The sequence below is a fragment of the uncultured Xylophilus sp. genome (genome assembly GCA_913776965.1).
Lineage (GTDB): Bacteria > Pseudomonadota > Gammaproteobacteria > Burkholderiales > Burkholderiaceae_C > Xylophilus.
Genome location: CAJYQL010000071.1, coordinates 1 through 20,318, shown reverse-complemented (window position 1 = coordinate 20,318; position 20,318 = coordinate 1). Strand labels below are relative to the sequence as shown.

Below are 20,318 nucleotides of genomic sequence, written 5' to 3'. Positions count from 1 at the left end.
CCCCACACCATCGCGGCGATGAGCGAGCGGCTCGGCTTCAGCCGGGGCGTGGTGGAACTGGTCGTGCCCACCTCGTCGGTGTTCCTGCGGGCCGGCACCGCGCTCTACGTGTCGGTGCTGGTCGTGTTCGTCGCCAACCTCTACGACCGTGCGCTTTCGCCCACCGACCTCGGGCTGATCTGCATCGGATCGACCATCGCGGCTTTCGCGTCGGCCGGCTACAACAGCGCGGCGAGCGTCGGCTTCGCGGCGATGGTGCTGTCGCTGCTGCAGCTGCCGGTCGAGGCGGCGCTGGCCCTGTTCGTCGCCATCGACCTGTTGTGCGAGGGGCCGCGCAACCTGCTGACGCTGCTCGCTTCCTGCGTGCTGATCGCCTGGGTGTCCGCCGGCCTGCCGTCCGACCGCATCGTCGCGGCCGAGGAAGTCGCCGCGCCGGCGGTGCCGCTGCAGTTCTCCTTCACGCGGCCGCAGCTCGGCATGCTGCTCGGCTGCTGTGCCGTGATCGCGTCCCTGATGGTGCTGCTGGGCATCGGCGTGGGCGTGAAGCGGGCCGACGCAGACGCTGCGCGTGCAGCGTCCGGCGCCGCCCTCGATCCCGGGGCTACGGCCCCCGAAAGAAGCCCATGACCGCTCGTTCGTACCGTCTTCCCGCCCTTCGGCTGCTGGCTGTGGCCGTCCTCGCGACGCAGCTCGCCGGCTGCGCGCTGCCGAGCTTCCTGAGTTTCAAGGGCACCAAGGTCCGTTGGGACCAGGTCAGCCTGTCCGCGGCTGAGAACGCCAACCGCAACAGCGCGGTGGCGGTCGACATCGTGCTGGTGACCGAGGATGCGGTGGTCGAGAAGGTGATCGACCTGCCGGCTTCCAAGTGGTTCGCCGCGCGGGCCGACCTGGCCAAGACCTTTCCGAAGGTGCTCACCTACCGCAGCTGGGAGCTGGTGCCGGGCCAGGTGCTCACGGTCGACGGCGATTCCTTTGGTTCGCCGCGTGTCGCGGCAGCGCTGGTGTTCGCCGACTACGCGACGCCGGGCAGCCACCGGGTACGTATCGACGAGTTCAAGGGTCGCCTGGTCGTCCGCCTGGAACAGGACGACCTGACCGTGACGACCGCCCCGTGACCACCGCCGACACCCGCGCTCCGATGCCCCGCCGCCTTTCCCATTCCGTGTGCCTCCGCACAGGAGGTTCCCGCCATGTCTAGACCGAATCCCGTCGCCGACCGCATCCAGTGGCACGAAGGCATGCTGCTGTCGCCGCAGCATTTCCAGCTGCTGTCCGCACGCCTGGACGGTCTCGTCGCCTGGCAGACGCTGGCGGCCGCGCCGTTCGCCTGGGGCGTGCGCCGCTGGGTGGTCGATACCGGCCTGCTGCCGGCCGGGCTGCTGCGCGTGCTGGAACTCGACGCGATCCTGCCGGACGGCACTGCAGTGGTCCATTCGGCCGGCGACCCGCTCCACCAGCCGCTCGAACTCTCGCTCGCCCCGTTTGCCGAGCAGCTGGCGGCCGAGCCGCTCGACGTGTATCTGACGCTGCCGGTCGCCACTGCCGCGCGCACGGCGGAAGCCCGCTACCGCTCGGTGTCCGGTGCGCCGGTGGAGGACGAGGTGTCGGACGCCCTGCCGGCCGACATCCCGCGCCTGCTGCCGCGGCTCGGGCTGGCGGTCGGTGCGGTGCCGTCCGGCCTGTATGTCGCGCTGCGCCTGGGCACGCTCTCCAAGGACAACGAGGTGGTGAAGCTCGGCACCACCCTGCCGCCGCTGCTGGAAGTGGCGCGCGACAACCCGCTCTGGGTGACGGTCTCCGCGCTGCTGGGCCAGTTGCGGGGCAAGGCCGCCTTCGTCGCCAAGCAGACCGCGATGCCGTCGTCGAGGGTGGACGACCGTCTGGCCCAACTGGAGCTGAAGGACCGCCTGCGCAGCCTGCTGGCCGAGCTGCCGTTCTGCGAAGCGGTGATGCGCACGCCGCATCTGCATCCGCTGCCCCTGTACTGGGCGCTGTGCGGCCTGCTCGGATCGCTCAGCCTGCTGCGGCCGGGCGGACTCCCGCCGGTGCCGCCGGACTACGACCACGCCGATCCGTCGCGGATCTTCGCCCCGGTCATCGCCGCGCTGCAGGATGCAGTGTCCGACGTGAGCCAGGACTACCGCGAACACAAGTTCGAGTTCCGCAACGGCGCGTTCGAGATCGAACTGCGCCCTGAATGGATGGGCGCGCGCCTGGTGGTGGGGGCCCGCGGCCAGCCGGACAAGGACCTGCTCGCCTGGATGGGCAGTGCCATCATCGGCTCGCATTCGGCCTATCCGTCGCTGCGCGAGCGGCGGGTGCTCGGCGCGGTGCGCTCCCCGATCGACCATGCCGACGAACTCGGCCTGCGGACCGGCTCCGGCTATCTGCTCGAAGCCATCCAGGTCAGCCCGGGGCTGACGGTGGCCGGCGAACGCTTGATCATCAGCAACACCAACGAAAGCGCCACGGCCCAGCGGCCGCAGGAGCTGGTGCTGTTCACCCGCGAATAGGACGCGACCGACCATGGCCCGCTACATGCCGGAGACGGCGACCGACGACCACATGACGCAGCAGTTCCGCGCCTTCTACGACGAGGTCGTGAAGGCGCAGGCGCGCGTCGCCGAGAGTGGCGAAACCGATGCCGAGGCGGCGGCTGCCAGCCTCAACAAGCGGCTGGAAGGCCTGATCGAGCTGCAGACGCTGGAATCGCGGCGCGAGAGCACCCGCTTCGAACTGGAGAACGTGGCCGACGCCCGCTACCTCAAGGCCGCGCTGGCCGACGAGATCCTGCTGAATTCGCCGTGGGTCGGCCGCGAGCGCTGGACCGCCCACCTGCTGGAATCCTCGCTGTTCCGCACCAACATCGCGGGCGACCTGGTGTTCCGCCGCATCGAGCAACTGCTGTCGGAGCGCGAGCCCTCGCGCCGCGATCTGGCGCGCCTGTACCTGTTCGCACTCGCCCTGGGTTTCCAGGGCATGTACCGCGGCTCCGACGACCAGGCCCGGCTGCACGGCCTGCGCGAAGAGCTCTACCAGTTCGTCTACCAGCGCCAGGCCGACCTCTCCGGGCGCGACCGGGTGCTGTCCGAGCGGGCCTATGCCAACACGCTCTCCCACATCGCACCGCGCAAGCTGCCGACGCTCAGCCGCTGGACGGTGATCTTCCTGGTGATGATCGCCGGCCTGTTGGTGATCTCCGAGCTGCTGTGGCTCTGGCAGTCCTGGCCGGTGCGTCAGGTGCTGCGTTCGGGCGCCGCCGCCACGGTGGGGGTCACGCCATGAGCCGACCCGTCCGGGCCATCTTCACCGTGGGAGTGCCGGCATGCTGACCGACAACCTGTTCCTCTGGTCGATCGCGATCCTCGCCGTGCTGGTGGTGGTCGTGCTCGCCATGGTCCTGTATTTCGCGGCCAAGCGCACCAATGCGAAGCCGACCGGCGATCCGAAGATCGCCCGCATCCGGTTCGATTCGCTGCGCAGCTCGTTCCGCCAGGCGGTCGAGCTGATCGAGGGCAACATCGCCTCGCGTGCCGAGCGCTACAGCATCCCCTGGATCATGGTGCTCAACGAAGGGGACGACCACCGCCAGCTGCCGATCGCACAGGCGGGCGTCGCCAGCGCCCTGAGTTCGGAGGCCGCGTCGGCCGCCGCCACCCAGGGCATCTCGTGGCACTTCTTCGACCGTGGCATCGTCATCGACATCAAGGGCGCCTACCTCGGCTCGCCCGACGACGACGATGCGTCGGAAAAGCCCTGGGACGAATTCCTCGGCATGTGCCGGGCCTACCGGCCGCAGCGGCCGTTCGACTCGGTGGTCATCACCGTGCCGGCGTCGCTGCTGCTGGACGACGGCGCGGACGCCCGTCTCGAACTGGCCAAGCGCGCCAAGCTGGCGCACCGCCGCCTGTGGCTGGCGCAGAACCGCTTCGCGATGCGGTTCGCGGTCTATGTGGTGGTGACCGGGGTGGAACAGCTCGAAGGCTTCGGCGCCTTCGCCCGTGCGCTGCCCGAGCCGATGCGCGCCAGCATGCTCGGCTGGTCCTCGCCCTACGACCTGTCCACCACCTACCAGTCCGGCTGGGTGGACGAGGCGATCGGCAGCGTGGTGCGGACCGTGTCCGACACCTCCGCCGAGCTCTACACCATCGACGTGGCACCGGAAGCGGCCGGCGAACTGCTGCTGCTGCCGTCGCGGATCGAGGCGCTGCGCGCACAGCTCCAGCTCTATGTCGACGAGCTGATGCGGCCGAGCGCTTACCACGAGCCCTTCTTCTTCCGCGGCATCTACCTGACCGGCGACGCCGGCGAGACGCCGCAGGCCGCGACGGTGGACGAGGACGGCCTGCCGACCGATTTCAGCGCCACCGACGACGATGCCCGGCAGGACCTGATGGCGCAGCTGATGCGCCAGCCGGTGTTCCTGCGCGATCTGTTCGAGAAGAAGATCTTCCTGGAATACGGCCTGACCCGGCCGTCTCGCAACCAGCACCTCGCGCGGCCGGCGCTCAACCGCGCGGTGCGCTGGGCGGCGATCGTGGTGATCGGCGGCTGGAGCATCGGGCTGGTCGTCGCCACGGTCCAGCTGCACCGGCGCAATACCGACCTGGTGGCAGCACTTGCCCAGCTGCAGGCCGATGCCCAGTACCGCGCCAGTGCCGCGCAGCGCGGCGAGACGATCCATCCGTCGTGGTACCGCGGGAAGGCGCTGGCGCTGCTCGCGATGAGCGAGGAACTGCGCACGCAGGTGCGCGCATCGTTCTTCATGCCCGGGTCCTGGCGCATCTTCGACGACCTCAACGAGCGGGTGGTCGAGCGGATCGAGCGCGAATTCGGCGACATCGCCGTGGCCACGCTGCGCCGCGAACTGCTCGGGCGCGCCGCGCAGCTCACCGGTGCCGTGCAGGACGACACGACGGGCGACTTCGTCTCCGGCGCCGACTGCAAGGCCCCGCAGTCCTTCCAGACCCTGACCGACGCGCCGCGCCGCGAAACGCTGGCGGTGGACAACCTGCCGGAATTCAACGCGCTGCAGCGGTACGTCGGCTCGGTCGACCAGCTCGACCTGGCCTTGCAGGCGCTCGACCGGCTACGCAGCGCGGGCATCGGCGGTGCCGACGACCTGCGCCTGGTGGTGCGCTACGCCCTGGGCGCGGAACTGCCGGCGGACGTCAGCGGCAGCCTGCGGTTCCTGCGCCAGGCCGCGAGCGACGGCGCGATGCCGCTTGGTATCGCGGTCGGGCCGCTGCAGGAAGCGGTGCGCTGCTCCTTCGCCAAGGGTGCGGGCCGGCTGGATGCGCGGCTCTTCGCCGGCAACGAGCTGCTGGTGTCCGAGCAGGCGCTCGCCCGCCAGCTCGGCACGCTGACCGCCTCCGGCGCCAGCGCGGCGGGATTCGCGCGGGCCCAGAACGGCTGGCGCGCCATCATCGAGGCGATCAAGGAGCAGGAAAGCCTGGTCGCCTCAGGCAGCGGCGGCTGGATGCGCCAGCCCACGCTGAACCTGGGACCGGCCTACGACCGGCTGGTCGCACGGGTCGGCCAGACGCGCCTGCTCGGCCCCGAGGCCGCGGAGCAGATGCAGGAACGCGCCACCTCGGCGTTCCAGCGCTTCCGCGCCGACTTCGCGCTCGCCTTCGGCGGTACGCAGCCGGGCATCGTCTGGATGGACAAGGAAGGCCGCTTCGCGCTGTCGGCCGACCGCCTCGCGCTGCGCGATGCGCTGGCCAACCTGCTGGCCCAGCCCTTCATGACGGCCGCCCGCAACCGCGACCTGCCACCGGTTCCGGCCAACGCGGTCGCGCAGTGGGACCTGGCGCGGCTCGACCAGGCGGTGGCCGTCGGCGAGGTGCGCAAGCGTTTCGTCGCCGAAGGCCTCGCCGCCTTCCCGGTCGGCCTGCGCGCCGGCATCGAGTCGGCGGTCAATGCGCACTTCGCGCAGCTGGTGATGGACCAGGCCGCCGAAGCGCTGACGCCGGTACCGGTCGCGAGCGACATGGGGCCGAACGCCGAAGTGCAGTTCGACGCCGCCCGCCTGCGCGTCACCAAGGTGCAGGCGCTGCTGAACGAACTCGGCGCCACGGTCCAGGCCGACAGCCTGCGGGCCGTGGTCGCGCGCGACGCCTTCGAGCGGCTGCGGGCGGTCGACGACCAGCTGCTGCGCTCGGAGCTGTACGCGATGCGCGGCCGCGATTTCTCCGCCTGGCGCGGCGAGCGCGGTGCCATTCTGGCCGCCTTCGGCGCGCCCGACACCGCGTCGCTGGTCGCCTACCTGGGCCAGCAGTTCGCCCGGGTCGAAGCGCTCAGCAAGCAGGCCGACGTGTACCTCGCGTCGCTCGATGCGGCGTCGGCGTCGTCGTCGGTCGCGCAGCGCTGGCAGACCATCGCCCGCGACTTGGAGCGCTACAAGCTCAAGAACCCGAACAGCAGCCTGCTGATGCTCGAGCAGTTCCTGGCCACCACCGGGGCCGAACTCGACCGCGCGACCTGCGCCGAGAAGCTGACCGGCCGTGCGCCGGCGACGCGGCCGGGCGACTTCTTCGCCGAGCGCTACGCGCAGATCTACAACAGCCTGTTCGCCCGCTGCGTGGAGCTGCACTTCCGCGAGCAGCAGGAACAATGGAACGGATTCGCCTCGGTGTTCAACACCGCGCTGGCCGGCCGCCACCCGTTCTCCGCCACGCTGGCGCGCGACACCGCGGTCGCCGACCTGAACGACGTCGGCCAGGTGCTGCGGGCCTTCGAGCCGGTGGTCAAGGTGTTCCGCGAGACTCGCGTGGACAGCAGCAACAGCCGCTTCCCCACGCCGGGCCAGGCGGCGCGCCGCTTCGTCGACCAGTTCGACCGGGTCCGGTCCTTCCTCGCGCCGCTGTATCCGACGGAAGAGGGCGCTGTGCCCGGCTACGACGTGGGGGTCGAGTTCCGTGCGAACACCGCCGCCGAGATCGAGGGCGGCCGGGTAATCGACTGGTCGGTCGACATGGGCGGCCAGAGCACCCGCTGGCGCGACACGCCGCGCACGCTGCGCTGGGAATACGGCACGCCGATCACGATCAGCCTGCGGCTCGCCAAGGACTCGGCCCTGGTCGCCGGTGCCGACGCGCAGGCTGCGATGACCACCGACGGCCAGACCGTCACCTGGCGCTTCACCGACGCCTGGGCGCTGGTCACGATGCTGCAGCGCCAGCGCGAGAACGAGCCGGCGCAGCGCCCCGAGGGCCGCAGCCAGCTGATCCGGCTGGAATTTCCGCTGCGCGCGCTGTCGGCCGGCGACGTCGGCCAGCTGCCGCGCGACGGCAAGGCCCGGGTCTACCTGCGCATGAACCTGACGCCTGCGGGCAAGAAGACCCCGGTGCTCTGGCCCGGTCCGTTCCCGGTGCGTGCGCCGGACTGGAACGTGCCATGACGCTGCAGTGGACGAGCGCCGGGAGGATTGCGTGACGCCGGATGAACCCTTCTCGCCCAATCTGGGCGAATTCCTGGCGCCGATCCCGGGGGACGAGAACCCAGCCGGCCCGTCGATGCGCTACGACCCGGTCTGGGCACAGATCCAGCAGGCGCGCGAGAGCGAGGACCCGGACCTGCCGCGCGGCGACTGGACCCGCAAGCTCAAGCAGTCGGACTGGCCGCTGGTCGAGCGGCTCTGCACCCAGGTGCTGCAGAAGCGCAGCAAGGACCTGCAGGTCGCGTTCTGGCTCACCGAAGCCTGGATTCGCCTGCACGGCATGCCCGGCCTGCAGGCCGGCGTCGACCTGGTGATGGTGCTGGTGCGCCAGTTCTGGGACGGCGTGCATCCGCTGATCGACGAGGGCGACACCGACGCGCGGGTCAGCCCGTTCATCTGGGCCAACACCACGCTGCCGACCGTGCTGCGCCTGCACCTGCCGCTGGTCCACATGGTCGACCACCGCCCGTCGGTCGGCACGCTGGAACTCTGGGACCGCACCCTCAACGCGCCCGGCAGCGACACCGGCCGGCTGGTGCCCGACGACGACGGTCACCTGCCCGGCAACCGCATATCGATGGCCAATGCTGCCCAGGGCGAGGCGCTGTTCGCGCTGGCCGACATGGGCGACGATCTGCGCGAGACGGCGCGCGCCTGGAGCCTGCTGAACGCAATGCTCGACGAAAAGCTCGGGCCCGACGCGCCGGGCCTGGGCAAGGTCGCCGACACGCTGGAGCAGCTGCAGCGCGTGGTCGCCAGCCTGCTCGACGGCCGCGATCCCCGGCTGGCTCGCGCGGAGCCCGACAGCCTGGCGATCCACCACGAACCCGAACCGCTCCCGGAGGACGCGCCCGCCATGACCGACACACCGACGCCGCCGCCGACGCCTGCCGCCTCCACCGCCATGGCGGTGCCCAACGGCGGCCTGATCGCCAACCGCGACGACGCCTACCGTCTGCTCGAACTCGCGGCGGCCTATCTGGAGCGCAACGAGCCGCACAGCCCGACGCCCTACCTGGTCAAGCGCGCCGTGACCTGGGGCCGCATGTCCCTGGCAGACCTGATGCAGGAGATCCTGCGCGAAGAGGGCGACCTCACGCGCTACTTCTCGCTGCTCGGCATCAACACCGACCGGGGCTGAACGTCCGATGAGCACACCACCCCTGCGCGCCGCCACCGTCGGCGGCACCGCCGACGAGGTCGAAGCCCAGTTCTACGACGCGCTGCAGAAGGGCGACGTCGCCGCCCTCATGGCCTGCTGGGCCGACGAGGACGAGATCGTCTGCATCCACCCGGACGGCCCGTGCCATGTCGGGCCCGGCGCGATCCGCGCTGCCTACGAGGCGCTGTTCGCCCACGGCGCGCCGCGCATCCGTACCGACGGCGTGCGACGGGTGGAGGCGCTTGCGGCCAGCGTGCACACCGTCGTCGAGCACCGGGAGCCGGCGCAGGCGGGCGACGGCGGTGCGACCGTCTGCACGATCGCCACCAACGTCTACCACCGCACCGCCCAGGGCTGGCGGCTGGTCGCCCACCACGCGAGCCCCGGCACCGCTGCCGATGCCGCGGCACCGCGCCCGGCCGATGCCCTGCAGACGCTGCACTGATCGGCCACGCGACAGTACGGGTTTAGATGAAAAAGTGGGTTTTGCGCAGGTGGCGCCTGCGCAGGCAGCTATGGATTATGTAGCGCCCTGGTGGTTGCCCGGCGGCAACCTGCAGACGATCTGGGCCGCGCTCTACGCCCGGCGCGGGCCCCGCACGCCGCCGGTCTATCGCCGCGAGCGCTGGGACACGCCCGACGGCGACTTCATCGAGGTCGACTTCCTGCAACCGGCAGCGGGCGCGCCCGCGCCCGCATCTACGGCGCCGCTGCTGGTGCTGTTCCACGGCCTCGAAGGATCGTCCCGCAGCCACTATGCGGAGGCGCTCGCCCACCAGGCGCAGCAGCGCGGCTGGGCCTTCGCCGTGCCGCATTTCCGCGGCTGCGGCGGCAGCCTCAACCGGGCGCCGCGGGCTTATCACTCGGGCGATTTCGAGGAGATCGGCTGGGTGCTGCAGCGCATGGGCGCGCGGCATGCCGGGCCGCGCATCGCCGTCGGCGTATCGCTCGGCGGCAACGCCCTGCTGCGCTGGGCCGAGGAAGCCGGCGAGAGTGCCCGTGCGCAGGTCCGGGCGGTGGCCGCGGTGTCGGCGCCGCTCGATCTCGCGGCCGGCGCGGCGGCGATCGGCCGGGGGTTCAACCGGCATGTCTACACCCGGATGTTCCTCGCCACGATGAAGCCCAAGGCGCTGCAGAAGCTCGCCCAGCATCCGGGCCTGTTCGATGCCGCGGCGCTGCACGCCGCGCGCGACCTGCATGCCTTCGACGACGTGTTCACCGCGCCGTTGCATGGCTTCCGCGACGCGGCCGACTACTGGGCGCGCTGCTCGGCCGGGCCGCACCTGGGCCGCATCCGGGTGCCGGCGCTGGTGCTCAACGCCCGCAACGACCCCTTCGTGCCGGCTGCGTCGCTGCCATCGGCCGCCCCCGGCGTCCACGGTCCGCAGGTGGAGGTCTGGCGGCCGGCCACCGGCGGCCATGTCGGATTCCCGCGCGGCAGGCTGCCGCCGGGCGAAGTGCGGGCGATGCCCGAGGCGGTCGCCGACTGGCTCGCGGCGCGGCTCGCCGGCTGACCGCCCGCACCACATTGGCTGCCGGTACTTGCATCCGGTTGCCCGCACGGCAGCGCCCGGCTCCCCATAATCGGCCGATGGACGACATCGTGAAACAGGCCATGGCCAAGTGGCCGAACGTGCCGGCCTGCTACGGCTGGCTCGGGCTGGATGCACGCGGCGACTGGTACATGCGCGACGACGCGGTGCAGGCCGCCGGCCCGTTTCCACAGAGCCGCGGCTCCCGCCTGCAGCACACGAAGCTGGTCGACTTCATCGGTCGCAACTATGCGTGCGACGCGCAGGGCGGCTGGTTCTTCCAGAACGGTCCGCAGCGGGTGTACGTGGAACTGGAGATCACGCCCTGGATCTGGCGGGTGTCCGAGGGGCTGCAGGTCGCCGCGCACACCGGCGCGCCGGCGCGTGTCCAGCGCTGCCTGCTCGACGAGCACGGCCGCGTGTACCTGGAGACCGACATCGGCTTCGGCCTGGTGCATTCGCTCGACATGGCGCTGGTCGGCGATGCGGTGGAGGAGGGGCTGTGGGTGCCGCAGGAGGTCGAGGCGGCGACGCTGCCCGGCCGCTTCGGCTACCGGCTGCATCCGTCGGCTGCGCCGGTCTGAGAGCGCACCTGCATAGGGCGGGCTTGGCGGCCGCAGCCGGCACGCTACCTCGTTCTAGACACCCTGCATGACGCCAGCGTCCCCAATAAAAAAGCCGGTTGCAGGACCGGCTTTTTTTATTTGAGCAACGGGTGCCGACGGTGATCGGTCAGCGGGCCGCGTTGGCCATGTACTCGACCGCGGCGCGGATGTCGGCATCCGATGCGCTGGTGCCGCCGCGCGGCGGCATCGCGCCCTTGCCCTGGATCGCGATCTTGGTCATGCCGTCGATGCCGTCCTTCAGGCGCGGCGCCCAGGCGGCCTTGTCGCCGAACTTCGGCGCGCCGGCCACACCTGCGGCGTGGCAGACCTGGCAAGCCTGCTTGTACAGCGCCTCGCCGGCGCCGCCACCGGCCGCGGCGACGGTGGTCGGAGCCGCTGCGGCAGCGGCCGGCGTTGCGGCGGCTGCCGGAGCCGCAGCCGGTGCGGCTTCGGCGACCGCGGCGGCCGGTGCTGCCGCGGCCGGCGCAGCCATGGCGGCCGCCGGTGCCGCTGCGGCGGCGCCTGCATCCGCGGTCGCAGCGGGTGCGGCCGCACGCTGCGGCTCGGGGAACTTGGCGCCGGCGGCGTTGGCCATGTAGACCACCGCACGGCCGATTTCCACGTCGTCGAAGTCGCCGCCGCCCTGGGGTGCCATCGCACCCTTGCCGGCCAGGGCCGAGTGCAGCAGTGCGTCGTAACCGGTCTTGATGCGGGCGGCCCAGGCAGCCACGTCGCCGAACTTCGGGGCGCCTGCGACACCGGCGGCGTGGCAGGTGGCGCACTGCGCCTTGAAGACTTCCTCGCCCGCCTTCAGCGGACGGTTGGCGTCGCGCACTTCGACGCGTCCGACGCGCTGGATGCGCTCGGAGGCGGCGGCCGCCAGGTCGCCCGCGCCGGCGGCCGGCTTGTTGGCGGAGGTGACGAAATACACGAGGCCGATGATGATGAAGATCGGGATCACGAACGAGAAAAAGACCGCGACCAGCAGCTGTTTCGGATTCTTGATCGGGCCGGTGTGGGCTTCTTCGTGGATGGCGTCGCTCATGGCGTCCTCACATGTATCGGGGGCTTGGAAAATCCAACCCTCGAGTATAGCCGCCGACCCCTCCGGCAGAGGGGTGACGGCGGGCTGCGACCCGGCCGTGGCAGCCGGTGCCGGCGACCCGCATGGAGCCGCCGGCGCAGGCTGCGGTCAGCGGCGCGGCGGCTGCGCGGCCGGCACGTCGGCGACCGTCGCGCGCAGCGGTTCGGTCACTCCGCCGCCGAGCGCCTTGTACAGCGTGACCTGGTTCTGCAGCTGCGCCAGCCGCGTCTGCACCACCTGCTGCTGCACCACGAACAGCGAGCGCTGCGCGTCGAGCAGGTCGAGGTAGCTCGACACGCCGTTGCGGTAGCGCAGGTCCGACAGGTTGAAGCGCACCGTCTCCGCCTGGGCCTGGGCCTGCTGGGCGCGCAGCTGCTCGCCGAGCGTCGCCTGGCCGGCCAGCGCGTCCGACACCTCGCGGAAGGCGGTCTGGATGGTGCGTTCGTACTGTGCGACCGCGATGTCGCGATTCACGTTCGACAGCGCCAGCCCGGCGCGGTTGCGGCCGGCGTCGAAGATCGGCAGCAGCAGCTGCGGCGCGATCGTGAACCCCCAGCGGCCGCCGTCGCCGAACAGGCCCGACAGCTCGGTGCTCGCCCGGCCCGCCTGGGCGGTCAGCGAGATGCGCGGGAAGAACGCGGCCCGGGCCGCACCGATGTTGGCGTTGGCCGCGACCAGCAGCTGCTCGCTCTGCCGGATGTCCGGCCGGTTGGCGAGCAGGTCCGACGGCAGGCCGGTCGGCAGCTCCGGCATTGCCGGCGCGTCGGCCAGGCGGGACGACGGCAGCGTCGTGCGGATGTCCTCCGGCAGCGGCTGGCCGAGCACCAGCGCGAGCGCGTTCTCGTCGAGCGCGCGCTGGCGCAGCTGGGCCGCGAGGGTGGCGCGGGCCACCTCGGTCAGCGATTCGGCCTGGCGGAAGTCCAGTTCCGACGCCACGCCGTTGTCCAGCCGCAGCTTGGTCAGCCGGATCGACTCCTCGCGGGTGGCGACGGTGCGGCGCGACAGGTCGAGCAGCTCTTCGTCGGCCAGCAGCGCGAGCCACAGGTTGGCGACGGTCGCGACGAGGGTGGTCTGCGCCGCGCGGCTGCCTTCCTCGGTGGCGAGGTACTGGGCCAGCGCCTGCTCCTTCAGGCTCGCGATGCGGCCGAAAAAGTCGATCTCCCAAGCCGTCACCGCCACGCCGAGGCTGAACGTGTTGAGCTGGCTGCCGGTGAGCGGGTTCGGCGCGCGCTGGGCACTGGCCGCCAGGCCGACCGCCGGGTACTGGGCGGACCGCTGGATCTGGTACTGCGCCCGGGCCGCCTCGATGTTGAGCACCGCGATCCGCAGGTCGCGGTTGTTGGCGAGGGCGGTCGCCAGCAGGCGCTGCAACCGCTCGTCGGGGAAGAAGCTCTGCCAGGGCAGGTCCGCCGCCGCCGGCGCAGCCGGCTGGGCGGTGCCCGGCGCCACCGTGGCCGGCCAGTCGCCGGGGATCGGTGCGGCCGGCCGCTCGTAGGTCGGGATCAGGCTGCAGCCGGCCAGCAGCGCGGCCGCGGCCAGCGCGACAGCGCGCAGCGGGAAAGACGACAGGAACGTCAGGCGATCAGCCATGGTGTTGACCTCCGGGCGGGGTGTCCTCGCCCATGCCGGCATGGCGGGCATGCTCGGCGTACATCTGCTGCTGGCGCTTGCTGCCCTTGAAGAAGGAACGCACCAGCACGAAGAACACGGGCACGAAGAACACGGCCAGCACCGTGCCGGTCAGCATGCCGCCGATCACGCCGGTGCCGATCGCACGCTGGCTGGCCGAGCCCGCGCCCGAGGCCAGGAACAGCGGCACCACGCCGAGCATGAAGGCCATCGAGGTCATCACGATCGGGCGGAAGCGCAGGTGCGCGGCCTCCAGCGCCGACTCGACCACGCCCTTGCCGGTGGCCTGCAGGTCCTTCGCGAACTCGATGATCAGGATCGCGTTCTTCGCCGACAGGCCGATGATCGTGATCAGACCCACCTGGAAATACACGTCGGCGTTGTACTTGCGCAGCAGGGTGCCGAGCACCACGCCGAGCACGCCGAGCGGCACCACCAGCAGCACCGATACCGGGATCGACCAGCTCTCGTAGAGCGCGGCCAGGCACAGGAACACCGCCAGGATCGAGAAGCCGTAGAGGATGAAGGCCTGCGAGCCGGCGAGCTTTTCCTCGCGCGAGATGCCGCTCCACTCGAAGCCGAAGCCGGCGGGCAACTTGGCGGCGATCCGCTCCATCGCGGCGAGCGCGTCGCCGCTGCTGTTGCCCGGCGCGGCATCGCCCTCGATGCGCATCGCGGGGTAGCCGTTGTAGCGGACGGTCTGCATCGGGCCCACCTCCCAGCGGGTGGTGGCGAAGGCCGACAGCGGCACCGGCTGGCCCTGCGCGTTGGCTGCGGTGATCCGCAGGATGTCCGCCGGCTGCATCCGCTCCGACGCGTCGGCCTGCACGATCACCCGCTGCAGCCGCCCGTTGTTCGGGAAGTCGTTGATGTAGGCGGAGCCGAGGTTGGCCGAGATCGCCTGGTTGATCGCGGCGAAGCTCACGCCGAGGGCGTTGGCCTTGTCGCGGTCGATGTCGAGCCGCAGCTGCGGCGCGTCCTCGATGCCGTTGGGCCGCACCTGCGCCAGCGCCGGGTCCTTCGACGCCATGCCGAGCACCTGGTTGCGGGCCGCGACCAGTGCCTCGCGGCTGTTGCCGCCGCGGTCCTGCAGCATGAACTTGAAGCCGGTGCCGGTGCCGAGCTCCGGAATCGCCGGCGGCGACAGCGGATAGATGAACGCGTCGCGGATGCCCGACAGCGCACCGAAGGCGCGGCCGGCCAGCGCGGAGGCCGAGTTGCCGGGTTCGGTCCGCTCGTCCCACGGCTTGAGCGTCACGAAGGCGAGCGCCGCGTTCTGGCCCTGGCCCGAGAAGCTGAAGCCCAGCACGCCGACCATGCTCTGCACTTCCGGCTGCTTGAGCATGAAGCCCTCGACCTGTTCCATCACCGCCAGCGCGCGCTGCTGGGTCGCCCCCGGCGGCAGCTGCACGTTCACGATGATGTTGCCCTGGTCTTCGTTCGGCAGGAAGCCGCTGGGCAGGCGCAGGTACAGCACGCCGACCACCGCCAGCAGCAGCAGGTAGACGATGGCCGACCGGCCGGTGCGCCGCAGCATGCGCGCGACGAAGCCTTCGTAGCGCTTGGCGCCGCGGCTGAAATGCCGGTTGAACCAGCCGAAGAAGCCACGCTTCTCGTGGTGGCCCTGCTCGACCGGCTTCAGCAGCGTGGCGCAGAGCGCCGGCGTGAGCGACAGCGCGAGGAAGGCCGAGAAGGCGATGGACGTTGCCATCACCACCGAGAACTGGCGGTAGATGTTGCCGACCGAGCCCGAGAAGAAGGCGAGCGGGATGAACACTGCGATCAGCACCACGGTCACGCCAACGATCGCGCCGGAGATCTGCGACATCGCCTTGCGGGTGGCTTCCAGCGGCGGCAGGCCTTCCTCGGCCATGATTCGCTCGACGTTCTCCACCACCACGATCGCGTCGTCCACCACGATGCCGATCACCAGCACCATGCCGAACATGGTCAGCACGTTGATCGACAGGCCGAAGGCCAGCATCACCGCCAGCGTGCCGGTCAGGGCCACCGGCACCACGATGGTCGGGATCACGGTGTAGCGCCAGTTCTGCAGGAACAGGAACATCACCAGGAACACCAGCACGATCGCCTCGACCAGCGTGTGCGCCACCTGGGTGATCGAGATCTGCACGAATTCCGAGCTGTCGTACGGGATCTGCCACTTCACGCCCGCAGGGAAGAACTTCTCCAGTTCGCCCATGCGCGCCCGTACCGCCTTGGCCACGCCGAGCGCATTGCCGGTCGGGGTGAGCTGCACGCCCATGCCGACCGCGGGCTTGCCGTTCAGGCGGGCCGAGGTGGCATAGGCCTGCGCGCCCAGCTCGATCCGCGCCACGTCCTTCAGCCGCACCGTCGCGCCGTTGGTGGTGGCGCGCAGCACGATGTTACCGAACTGCTCGGGCGAGGTGAGCTGGCCCGCGACCACCACCGTGGCCGAGATCGCCTGGTCGGCGGTGTTGGGCAGGTCGCCGATCGAGCCGGCTGAGACCTGCGCGTTCTGCGCGGAGATGGCGCCGGTCACGTCGGCCACCGACAGGTTCAGGCCGGTCAGCTTGGTCGGGTCGATCCAGATGCGCATGGCGCGCTCGGTACCGAACAGCTGCACCTGGCCGACGCCGTCGATCCGCTGCAGTTCAGGCACCAGGTTGCGCGAGGCGTAGTCGCCCAGCTTGATCACGTCCTGCGCCGGATCGTCCGACGACAGCATCATGAACAGCAGGAAGTTGTTGCGCGACTTGTCCACCCGCACGCCCTGCTGCGTCACCGCCGACGGCAGCCGCGGCGTGGCGCGCGACAGGCGGTTCTGCACGTCCACCTGCGCCAGGTCGGGGTTGGTGCCGGGCGCGAAGCTCAGCGTGATCTGCCCGGTGCCGTTGGCCTGCGCGACCGTCTCCATGTAGAGCAGGCCGGGCGAGCCGTTCATCTCGCGCTCGATGACCGCGAGCACGCTGTCTTCCAGCACCTTGGCGGAGGCGCCGGGGTAGGTGGCATTCACCACGATGGCCGGCGGTGCGACCGCCGGGTACTGCGCGATCGGCAGCTGCGTGATCGACACGCTGCCGGCGACCAGCAGGAAGAGCGCGATCACCCAGGCGAAGATCGGCCGGTCGATGAAGAACTTAGCCATGTCGTCGGTTCCTGTTCTGCCTGCTTACGGGCGGCCGCCGGAGCCGCCGGCACCCGCGGCGCTGCCGGCACCGCCGCCGGCCGTGCCGGACGTGGTGGCCGCCGGCGTCGTCGCCGCGGACGGTGCCGTGCCCGAGGCGGGCGGAGCGGCGGGGGCGGAGGTCGCGGACGCTGCCGCGGCAGCGTCCTGGCGCGGTGCCGGGGCCTTCCACGGCACCGGCTTCACCGGCGCGCCCGGCGGCATCATCTGCAGCTTCTGGAAGCCGTCGACCATCACCTGCTCGCCGGCCTTCAGGCCGTCGAGCACCACCCAGTTCGCCTCCTTGGAGTCGCCGAGCGTGACCTTGCGCTTGGCCAGCTTGCCGTCCGCGCCCACCAGGGTCACGGTGTCGCCTTCGGCCGAGCGGGTCACCGCCTGCTGCGGCAGCAGGAAGGCATTGGTGGCCTGGGCCTGCTCCAGGCGGACCCGCACATAGAGGCCCGGCAGCAGCGCGCCGCCCGGGTTGGGCACCTCGGCGCGCAGCGTGATCTGGCCGGTCGTCGCATCGACCGTGATGTCGGAGAACAGCAGCCGGCCGGTGCGGGCCATCGTGCTGCCGTCTTCCAGCACCACCTGCACGCTGGCGGCTTCCACGCCGGTGGCGCGCTTCAGGCGGCCGGTCTGCAGCGCATCGCGCAGCTTCATCACCTCGGTCGCCGACTGGGTGAAGTTGACGTACACCGGATCGATCTGCTGGATCACCGCGAGCTGCGTCGCCTCGCCCTGGCCGACCAGCGCACCTTCGGTCACCAGCGTGCGGCCGATGCGGCCGGAGATCGGTGCGGTGACGCGGGTGTAGTCGAGGTTGATCTTCGCGGTCTGCACGCCGGCGCGCGCTGCCGCCACGTCGGCCTGCGCCTGCTTCTGCGCGGCCTGGGCGTTCACGAAGTCCTGCCTGCTGATCGCATTCACCTCGACCAGCGGCCGGTAGCGCTCGACTGTGGCCGAGGCCTGCGACAGGTTGGCCTCGGCACGCGCCAGGGTCGCCTGGGAGCTCTGGAACTGCGCGTTGTAGGGCGCCGGGTCGATCTGGTAGAGCAACTGGCCTTCCTTCACGTCGCTGCCTTCGCGGAATACCCGCTTCAGCAGGATGCCGGCGGCCCGGGCACGGACCTGGGCGACGCGCGACGCCTCGACGCGGCCCGGCAGCTCGGTCACCAGGCCGACATCGCCCGTCTGCACCGTCACCACGCCGACCTCGGGCGGCGGCATCGCGGCGCCCGCACCCGGTGCGCCTCCGGCGGGTGCGGCCTCCTTCTTGCCGCAGCCGGCGAGCACCAGCATCGCGGCAGCGAGCGCCAGCACGAGCGGACGGTGGAAGGACGAACGAAATGCGGCGGACGCCGGCGGGCGGGTCGTGGCAGAGCGCAGGGACGACATGCGGATTCCTTCCGGAGGAGGCGGGACGAAGCGATGGAAAAAAAGGGGTGGTGCGAAAGAGGCGGCCGCAGGAGGCAAGCACAAGACGCACCACGCCGGTCGGATACCCGGACCGGACAGCCGGGCAGTATACATACAATGATGTATGTAAATCGACGGCGGCAACGCCGGATCGTGCCCGGCGTGCTTGCGGGTCTTGCAACCTGGCGCAACCGTTTCCACCTTCCCCGTCCCCTTCGTCCCAGCCAAGCCCCCATGGTCCGCCGCACCAAAGAAGACGCCCAGGCGACGCGCGCCCTGCTGCTCGACGCTGCCGAGCGGCTGTTCCATGCACAGGGCGTGTCGCGCACCTCGCTGCACGACATCGCGGTGGCTGCCGGCACCACCCGGGGTGCGATCTACTGGCATTTCAAGGACAAGGCGGATCTGTTCAACGCGATGATGGACCGCGTCACCCTGCCGCTGGAGGAATCGCTGCGGCTGGTCGGCGAGGAGCCCAGCGCCGATCCGCTGGCCGACATCCGCCTGACCGTGCGGCACTGCCTGCAGCTGGTGGCCGGCGACGAACGGGTGCGACGAGTGTTCGACATCGCGGTCCACCAGGTCGAATACGTGGACGAACTGCGCGCGGTCAAGGAGCAGCACATCGCGGTGCGCAACGGCTGCCAGGAGCAGATGGAGTCCGGCATGGCCGCCGCCGCGGATTGCCACCGGCTGGCGCTCCCGCTGCCGGCGAGCGTCGCAGCCCGCGGCCTGCATGCGCTGGTCGACGGCCTGCTGCAGAACTGGCTGCTCGACCCGCGCGGCTTCGACCTCGTCGCCTGCGGCATGCAGGCCGTCGATGTCTACCTGCGCGGGCTCGGATTCCCGGTGGGCGACCCAGCAATCGCTGGGGCTTCCGCCGTGCAGCCGGGTGCGCAATAGGTCATAATGCGCGACTTCGCCGGTCAGCCGGCCAAGACCTCTCGCTGTATTTCAACGGATAGAATTCGGCCCTCCGAAGGCTGAGATCCAGGTTCGATTCCTGGCGGCGGGACCACCTTTTCAGGGAAGTGCGATTCGGCCACTTTCCTCCTCATCAGCCCCCTTTTTCGTCAGTCCGCTGGCACCCGCGACGTTCCTTGGGATGCCATCGCATGGGGCAATCGTGGGCCCGGTGCGTCGGCAGGGCGCCATCCCGTCGGGTTTCCAGATGCCGCGCATTCCGGGCCTGAGGGATCACCTCCCCGTCGACGAAACCCCACGCGCGCCGCCGACGGCCGCGCGCCCGGCCCACCTACAGGACCTGCCCCCGGCAGAGCCGACAACCGGAGCATTTCCACTCCGGTAGGCGCCATGCAGTTCTCCACCCTCTTCGGCCTCGCCAGGCAATCGGTGATGGCGTGGATCGACGACTACGCCCCCAGCATGGGCGCGGCCATCGCCTACTACACGGTCTTTTCCATCGCGCCGCTGCTGGTGATCGTCATCGCGCTGGCCGGCCTGTTCTTCGGCGAGGACGCGGTGCGCGGCGCGCTGGAGGTGCAGATGCGCGGGCTGATCGGGCAGGAGGGCGCGACGGCGATCCAGGGCCTGGTGGCCGATGCGCGCGAGCCGACCGAAGGCATCGTCGCAAGCGGCATCAGCATCGCGGTGCTGGTCGTCGGGGCGACGACGGTGTTTGCCGAGATCCAGAGCGCGCTCGACCGCATCTGGCATGTGCCCGAGAAGGCCAAGCCGAGCGGCCTGTGGGGTTTGCTGCGTGCACGCTTCCTGTCGTTCGGGCTGATCCTGACGCTGGCCTTCTTGCTCATGTCGTCGCTCATCCTCAGCACGGCGATCGCCGCGGTCGGCACCTGGATGGGCGGGCTGCTACCCGGATGGGAAGTGCTGCTGCAGGTCGTCAATCTGGCGCTGTCGCTGGGGATCGGCACCGTGATGTTTGCGGCGATCTACAAGCTCATGCCCTCCACGCCGATTGCTTGGCGCGACGTGTGGGTGGGGGCCGTGGTCACCGCTCTGCTGTTCGAGCTGGGCAAGGTGCTGATCGGCCTGTACGTGGGCAAGGCGGGCATCAGCTCGTCCTATGCCGCGGCCGGCGCCATCGCGGTGATCCTCATCTGGGTGTATTACGCCGCCCAGATATTCCTGCTGGGCGCGGAGTTCACGAAGGCATATGCGCAGGAACATGGGTCCAAGGGCCGAAACGGTCCGAAAGTGGAGGGCGGCGACCCGGGCGGCCGCAGACTGACGGGCCATGGTGCGCCACAAACGGGACCGGCAGGGCGGTCGGACACAACTCGTAGTGAAACCGCTTCCCCGCCGCCGGCAGCAGCA

General features: G+C 70.6%; 15 protein-coding genes and 1 tRNA gene. 12 read left to right on the top strand and 4 right to left on the bottom strand.

Features of this window, described 5'->3' with window-relative positions; genetic code table 11:
• From QZ500_RS11000 to QZ500_RS10960, 9 genes are all read left to right on the top strand, one after another.
• On the top strand, positions 1–627 hold a 627-nt coding region (locus QZ500_RS11000), incomplete at its 5' end, for a cation:dicarboxylase symporter family transporter (RefSeq protein ID WP_295855104.1).
• The gene (locus QZ500_RS10995) at positions 624–1,115 is read left to right on the top strand and encodes a hypothetical protein (RefSeq protein WP_295855100.1); all 492 of its coding nucleotides are present in this window, start codon (positions 624–626) and stop codon (positions 1,113–1,115) included. The genes QZ500_RS11000 and QZ500_RS10995, both read left to right, overlap by 4 nt.
• A gap of 75 nt (positions 1,116–1,190) precedes the next feature.
• Entirely contained in the window at positions 1,191–2,513 is a 1,323-nt protein-coding gene (gene tssK / locus QZ500_RS10990) for a type VI secretion system baseplate subunit TssK (RefSeq protein WP_295855098.1), read from the top strand.
• A 13-nt stretch (positions 2,514–2,526) separates the two neighbouring features.
• Positions 2,527–3,285: a type IVB secretion system protein IcmH/DotU gene (icmH, locus tag QZ500_RS10985; RefSeq protein WP_295855095.1), complete on the top strand. Its 759-nt coding sequence runs from the start codon at positions 2,527–2,529 to the stop codon at positions 3,283–3,285.
• A 40-nt stretch (positions 3,286–3,325) separates the two neighbouring features.
• A complete protein-coding gene (locus tag QZ500_RS10980) occupies positions 3,326–7,402 on the top strand; it encodes a type VI secretion system protein (RefSeq protein ID WP_295855092.1) in 4,077 nt (1,358 codons plus the stop codon).
• A 31-nt stretch (positions 7,403–7,433) separates the two neighbouring features.
• Positions 7,434–8,582 carry a type VI secretion system protein TssA gene (gene tssA / locus QZ500_RS10975; protein WP_295855089.1) on the top strand — a complete coding sequence of 383 codons (1,149 nt, stop codon included), beginning with the start codon at positions 7,434–7,436 and terminating at the stop codon, positions 8,580–8,582.
• 7 nt (positions 8,583–8,589) lie between these two features.
• Entirely contained in the window at positions 8,590–9,048 is a 459-nt protein-coding gene (locus QZ500_RS10970) for a nuclear transport factor 2 family protein (protein WP_295855087.1), read from the top strand.
• Positions 9,049–9,118: 70 nt separating this feature from the next.
• Positions 9,119–10,117, top strand: coding sequence for an alpha/beta fold hydrolase (locus tag QZ500_RS10965; RefSeq protein WP_295855083.1), 999 nt, complete (start codon positions 9,119–9,121; stop codon positions 10,115–10,117).
• 77 nt (positions 10,118–10,194) lie between these two features.
• Positions 10,195–10,719, top strand: a complete 525-nt coding sequence (locus QZ500_RS10960; protein WP_295855080.1) for a DUF2946 family protein — start codon at positions 10,195–10,197, stop codon at positions 10,717–10,719.
• A gap of 148 nt (positions 10,720–10,867) precedes the next feature.
• Here the strand turns inward: QZ500_RS10960 and QZ500_RS10955 are convergent, their stop codons facing one another.
• The 4 genes from QZ500_RS10955 to QZ500_RS10940 form a co-directional block, all read right to left on the bottom strand.
• On the bottom strand, positions 10,868–11,785 hold the full coding sequence (locus tag QZ500_RS10955; protein ID WP_295855078.1) for a c-type cytochrome: 918 nt from the start codon (positions 11,783–11,785) through the stop codon (positions 10,868–10,870).
• Between the two features lie 147 nt (positions 11,786–11,932).
• Positions 11,933–13,414, bottom strand: coding sequence for an efflux transporter outer membrane subunit (locus QZ500_RS10950; protein WP_295855075.1), 1,482 nt, complete (start codon positions 13,412–13,414; stop codon positions 11,933–11,935).
• Positions 13,407–16,583 (bottom strand): efflux RND transporter permease subunit, encoded by a 3,177-nt coding sequence (locus tag QZ500_RS10945; protein ID WP_295855070.1) that lies wholly within the window; start codon positions 16,581–16,583, stop codon positions 13,407–13,409. The genes QZ500_RS10950 and QZ500_RS10945 overlap by 8 nt, the downstream gene beginning before the upstream one ends.
• Before the next feature lie 24 nt (positions 16,584–16,607).
• On the bottom strand, positions 16,608–17,906 hold the full coding sequence (locus QZ500_RS10940; protein WP_295855107.1) for an efflux RND transporter periplasmic adaptor subunit: 1,299 nt from the start codon (positions 17,904–17,906) through the stop codon (positions 16,608–16,610).
• Positions 17,907–18,257: 351 nt separating this feature from the next.
• On the opposite strand from QZ500_RS10940, the gene QZ500_RS10935 reads away from it, so the two are divergent.
• The 3 genes from QZ500_RS10935 to QZ500_RS10925 all read left to right on the top strand — a co-directional run.
• Positions 18,258–18,926 (top strand): TetR family transcriptional regulator, encoded by a 669-nt coding sequence (locus tag QZ500_RS10935; protein ID WP_295855065.1) that lies wholly within the window; start codon positions 18,258–18,260, stop codon positions 18,924–18,926.
• Positions 18,927–18,966: 40 nt separating this feature from the next.
• Positions 18,967–19,041, top strand: a tRNA-Arg gene (locus QZ500_RS10930).
• A gap of 296 nt (positions 19,042–19,337) precedes the next feature.
• Positions 19,338–20,318: YihY/virulence factor BrkB family protein (locus QZ500_RS10925; protein WP_295855062.1), on the top strand; the 981-nt coding region annotated here is incomplete at its 3' end.

Bases quoted from the DNA above. Each gene is read 5' to 3' on its own strand.
- QZ500_RS10995 (WP_295855100.1), top strand. From the start codon at position 624: ATGACCGCTCGTTCGTACCGTCTTCCCGCCCTTCGGCTGCTGGCTGTG.
- tssK (WP_295855098.1), top strand. From the start codon at position 1,191: ATGTCTAGACCGAATCCCGTCGCCGACCGCATCCAGTGGCACGAAGGC.
- icmH (WP_295855095.1), top strand. From the start codon at position 2,527: ATGGCCCGCTACATGCCGGAGACGGCGACCGACGACCACATGACGCAG.
- QZ500_RS10980 (WP_295855092.1), top strand. From the start codon at position 3,326: ATGCTGACCGACAACCTGTTCCTCTGGTCGATCGCGATCCTCGCCGTG.
- QZ500_RS10970 (WP_295855087.1), top strand. From the start codon at position 8,590: ATGAGCACACCACCCCTGCGCGCCGCCACCGTCGGCGGCACCGCCGAC.
- QZ500_RS10965 (WP_295855083.1), top strand. From the start codon at position 9,119: ATGGATTATGTAGCGCCCTGGTGGTTGCCCGGCGGCAACCTGCAGACG.
- QZ500_RS10960 (WP_295855080.1), top strand. From the start codon at position 10,195: ATGGACGACATCGTGAAACAGGCCATGGCCAAGTGGCCGAACGTGCCG.
- QZ500_RS10955 (WP_295855078.1), bottom strand. From the start codon at position 11,785: ATGAGCGACGCCATCCACGAAGAAGCCCACACCGGCCCGATCAAGAAT.
- QZ500_RS10950 (WP_295855075.1), bottom strand. From the start codon at position 13,414: ATGGCTGATCGCCTGACGTTCCTGTCGTCTTTCCCGCTGCGCGCTGTC.
- QZ500_RS10945 (WP_295855070.1), bottom strand. From the start codon at position 16,583: ATGGCTAAGTTCTTCATCGACCGGCCGATCTTCGCCTGGGTGATCGCG.
- QZ500_RS10940 (WP_295855107.1), bottom strand. From the start codon at position 17,906: ATGCTGGTGCTCGCCGGCTGCGGCAAGAAGGAGGCCGCACCCGCCGGA.
- QZ500_RS10935 (WP_295855065.1), top strand. From the start codon at position 18,258: ATGGTCCGCCGCACCAAAGAAGACGCCCAGGCGACGCGCGCCCTGCTG.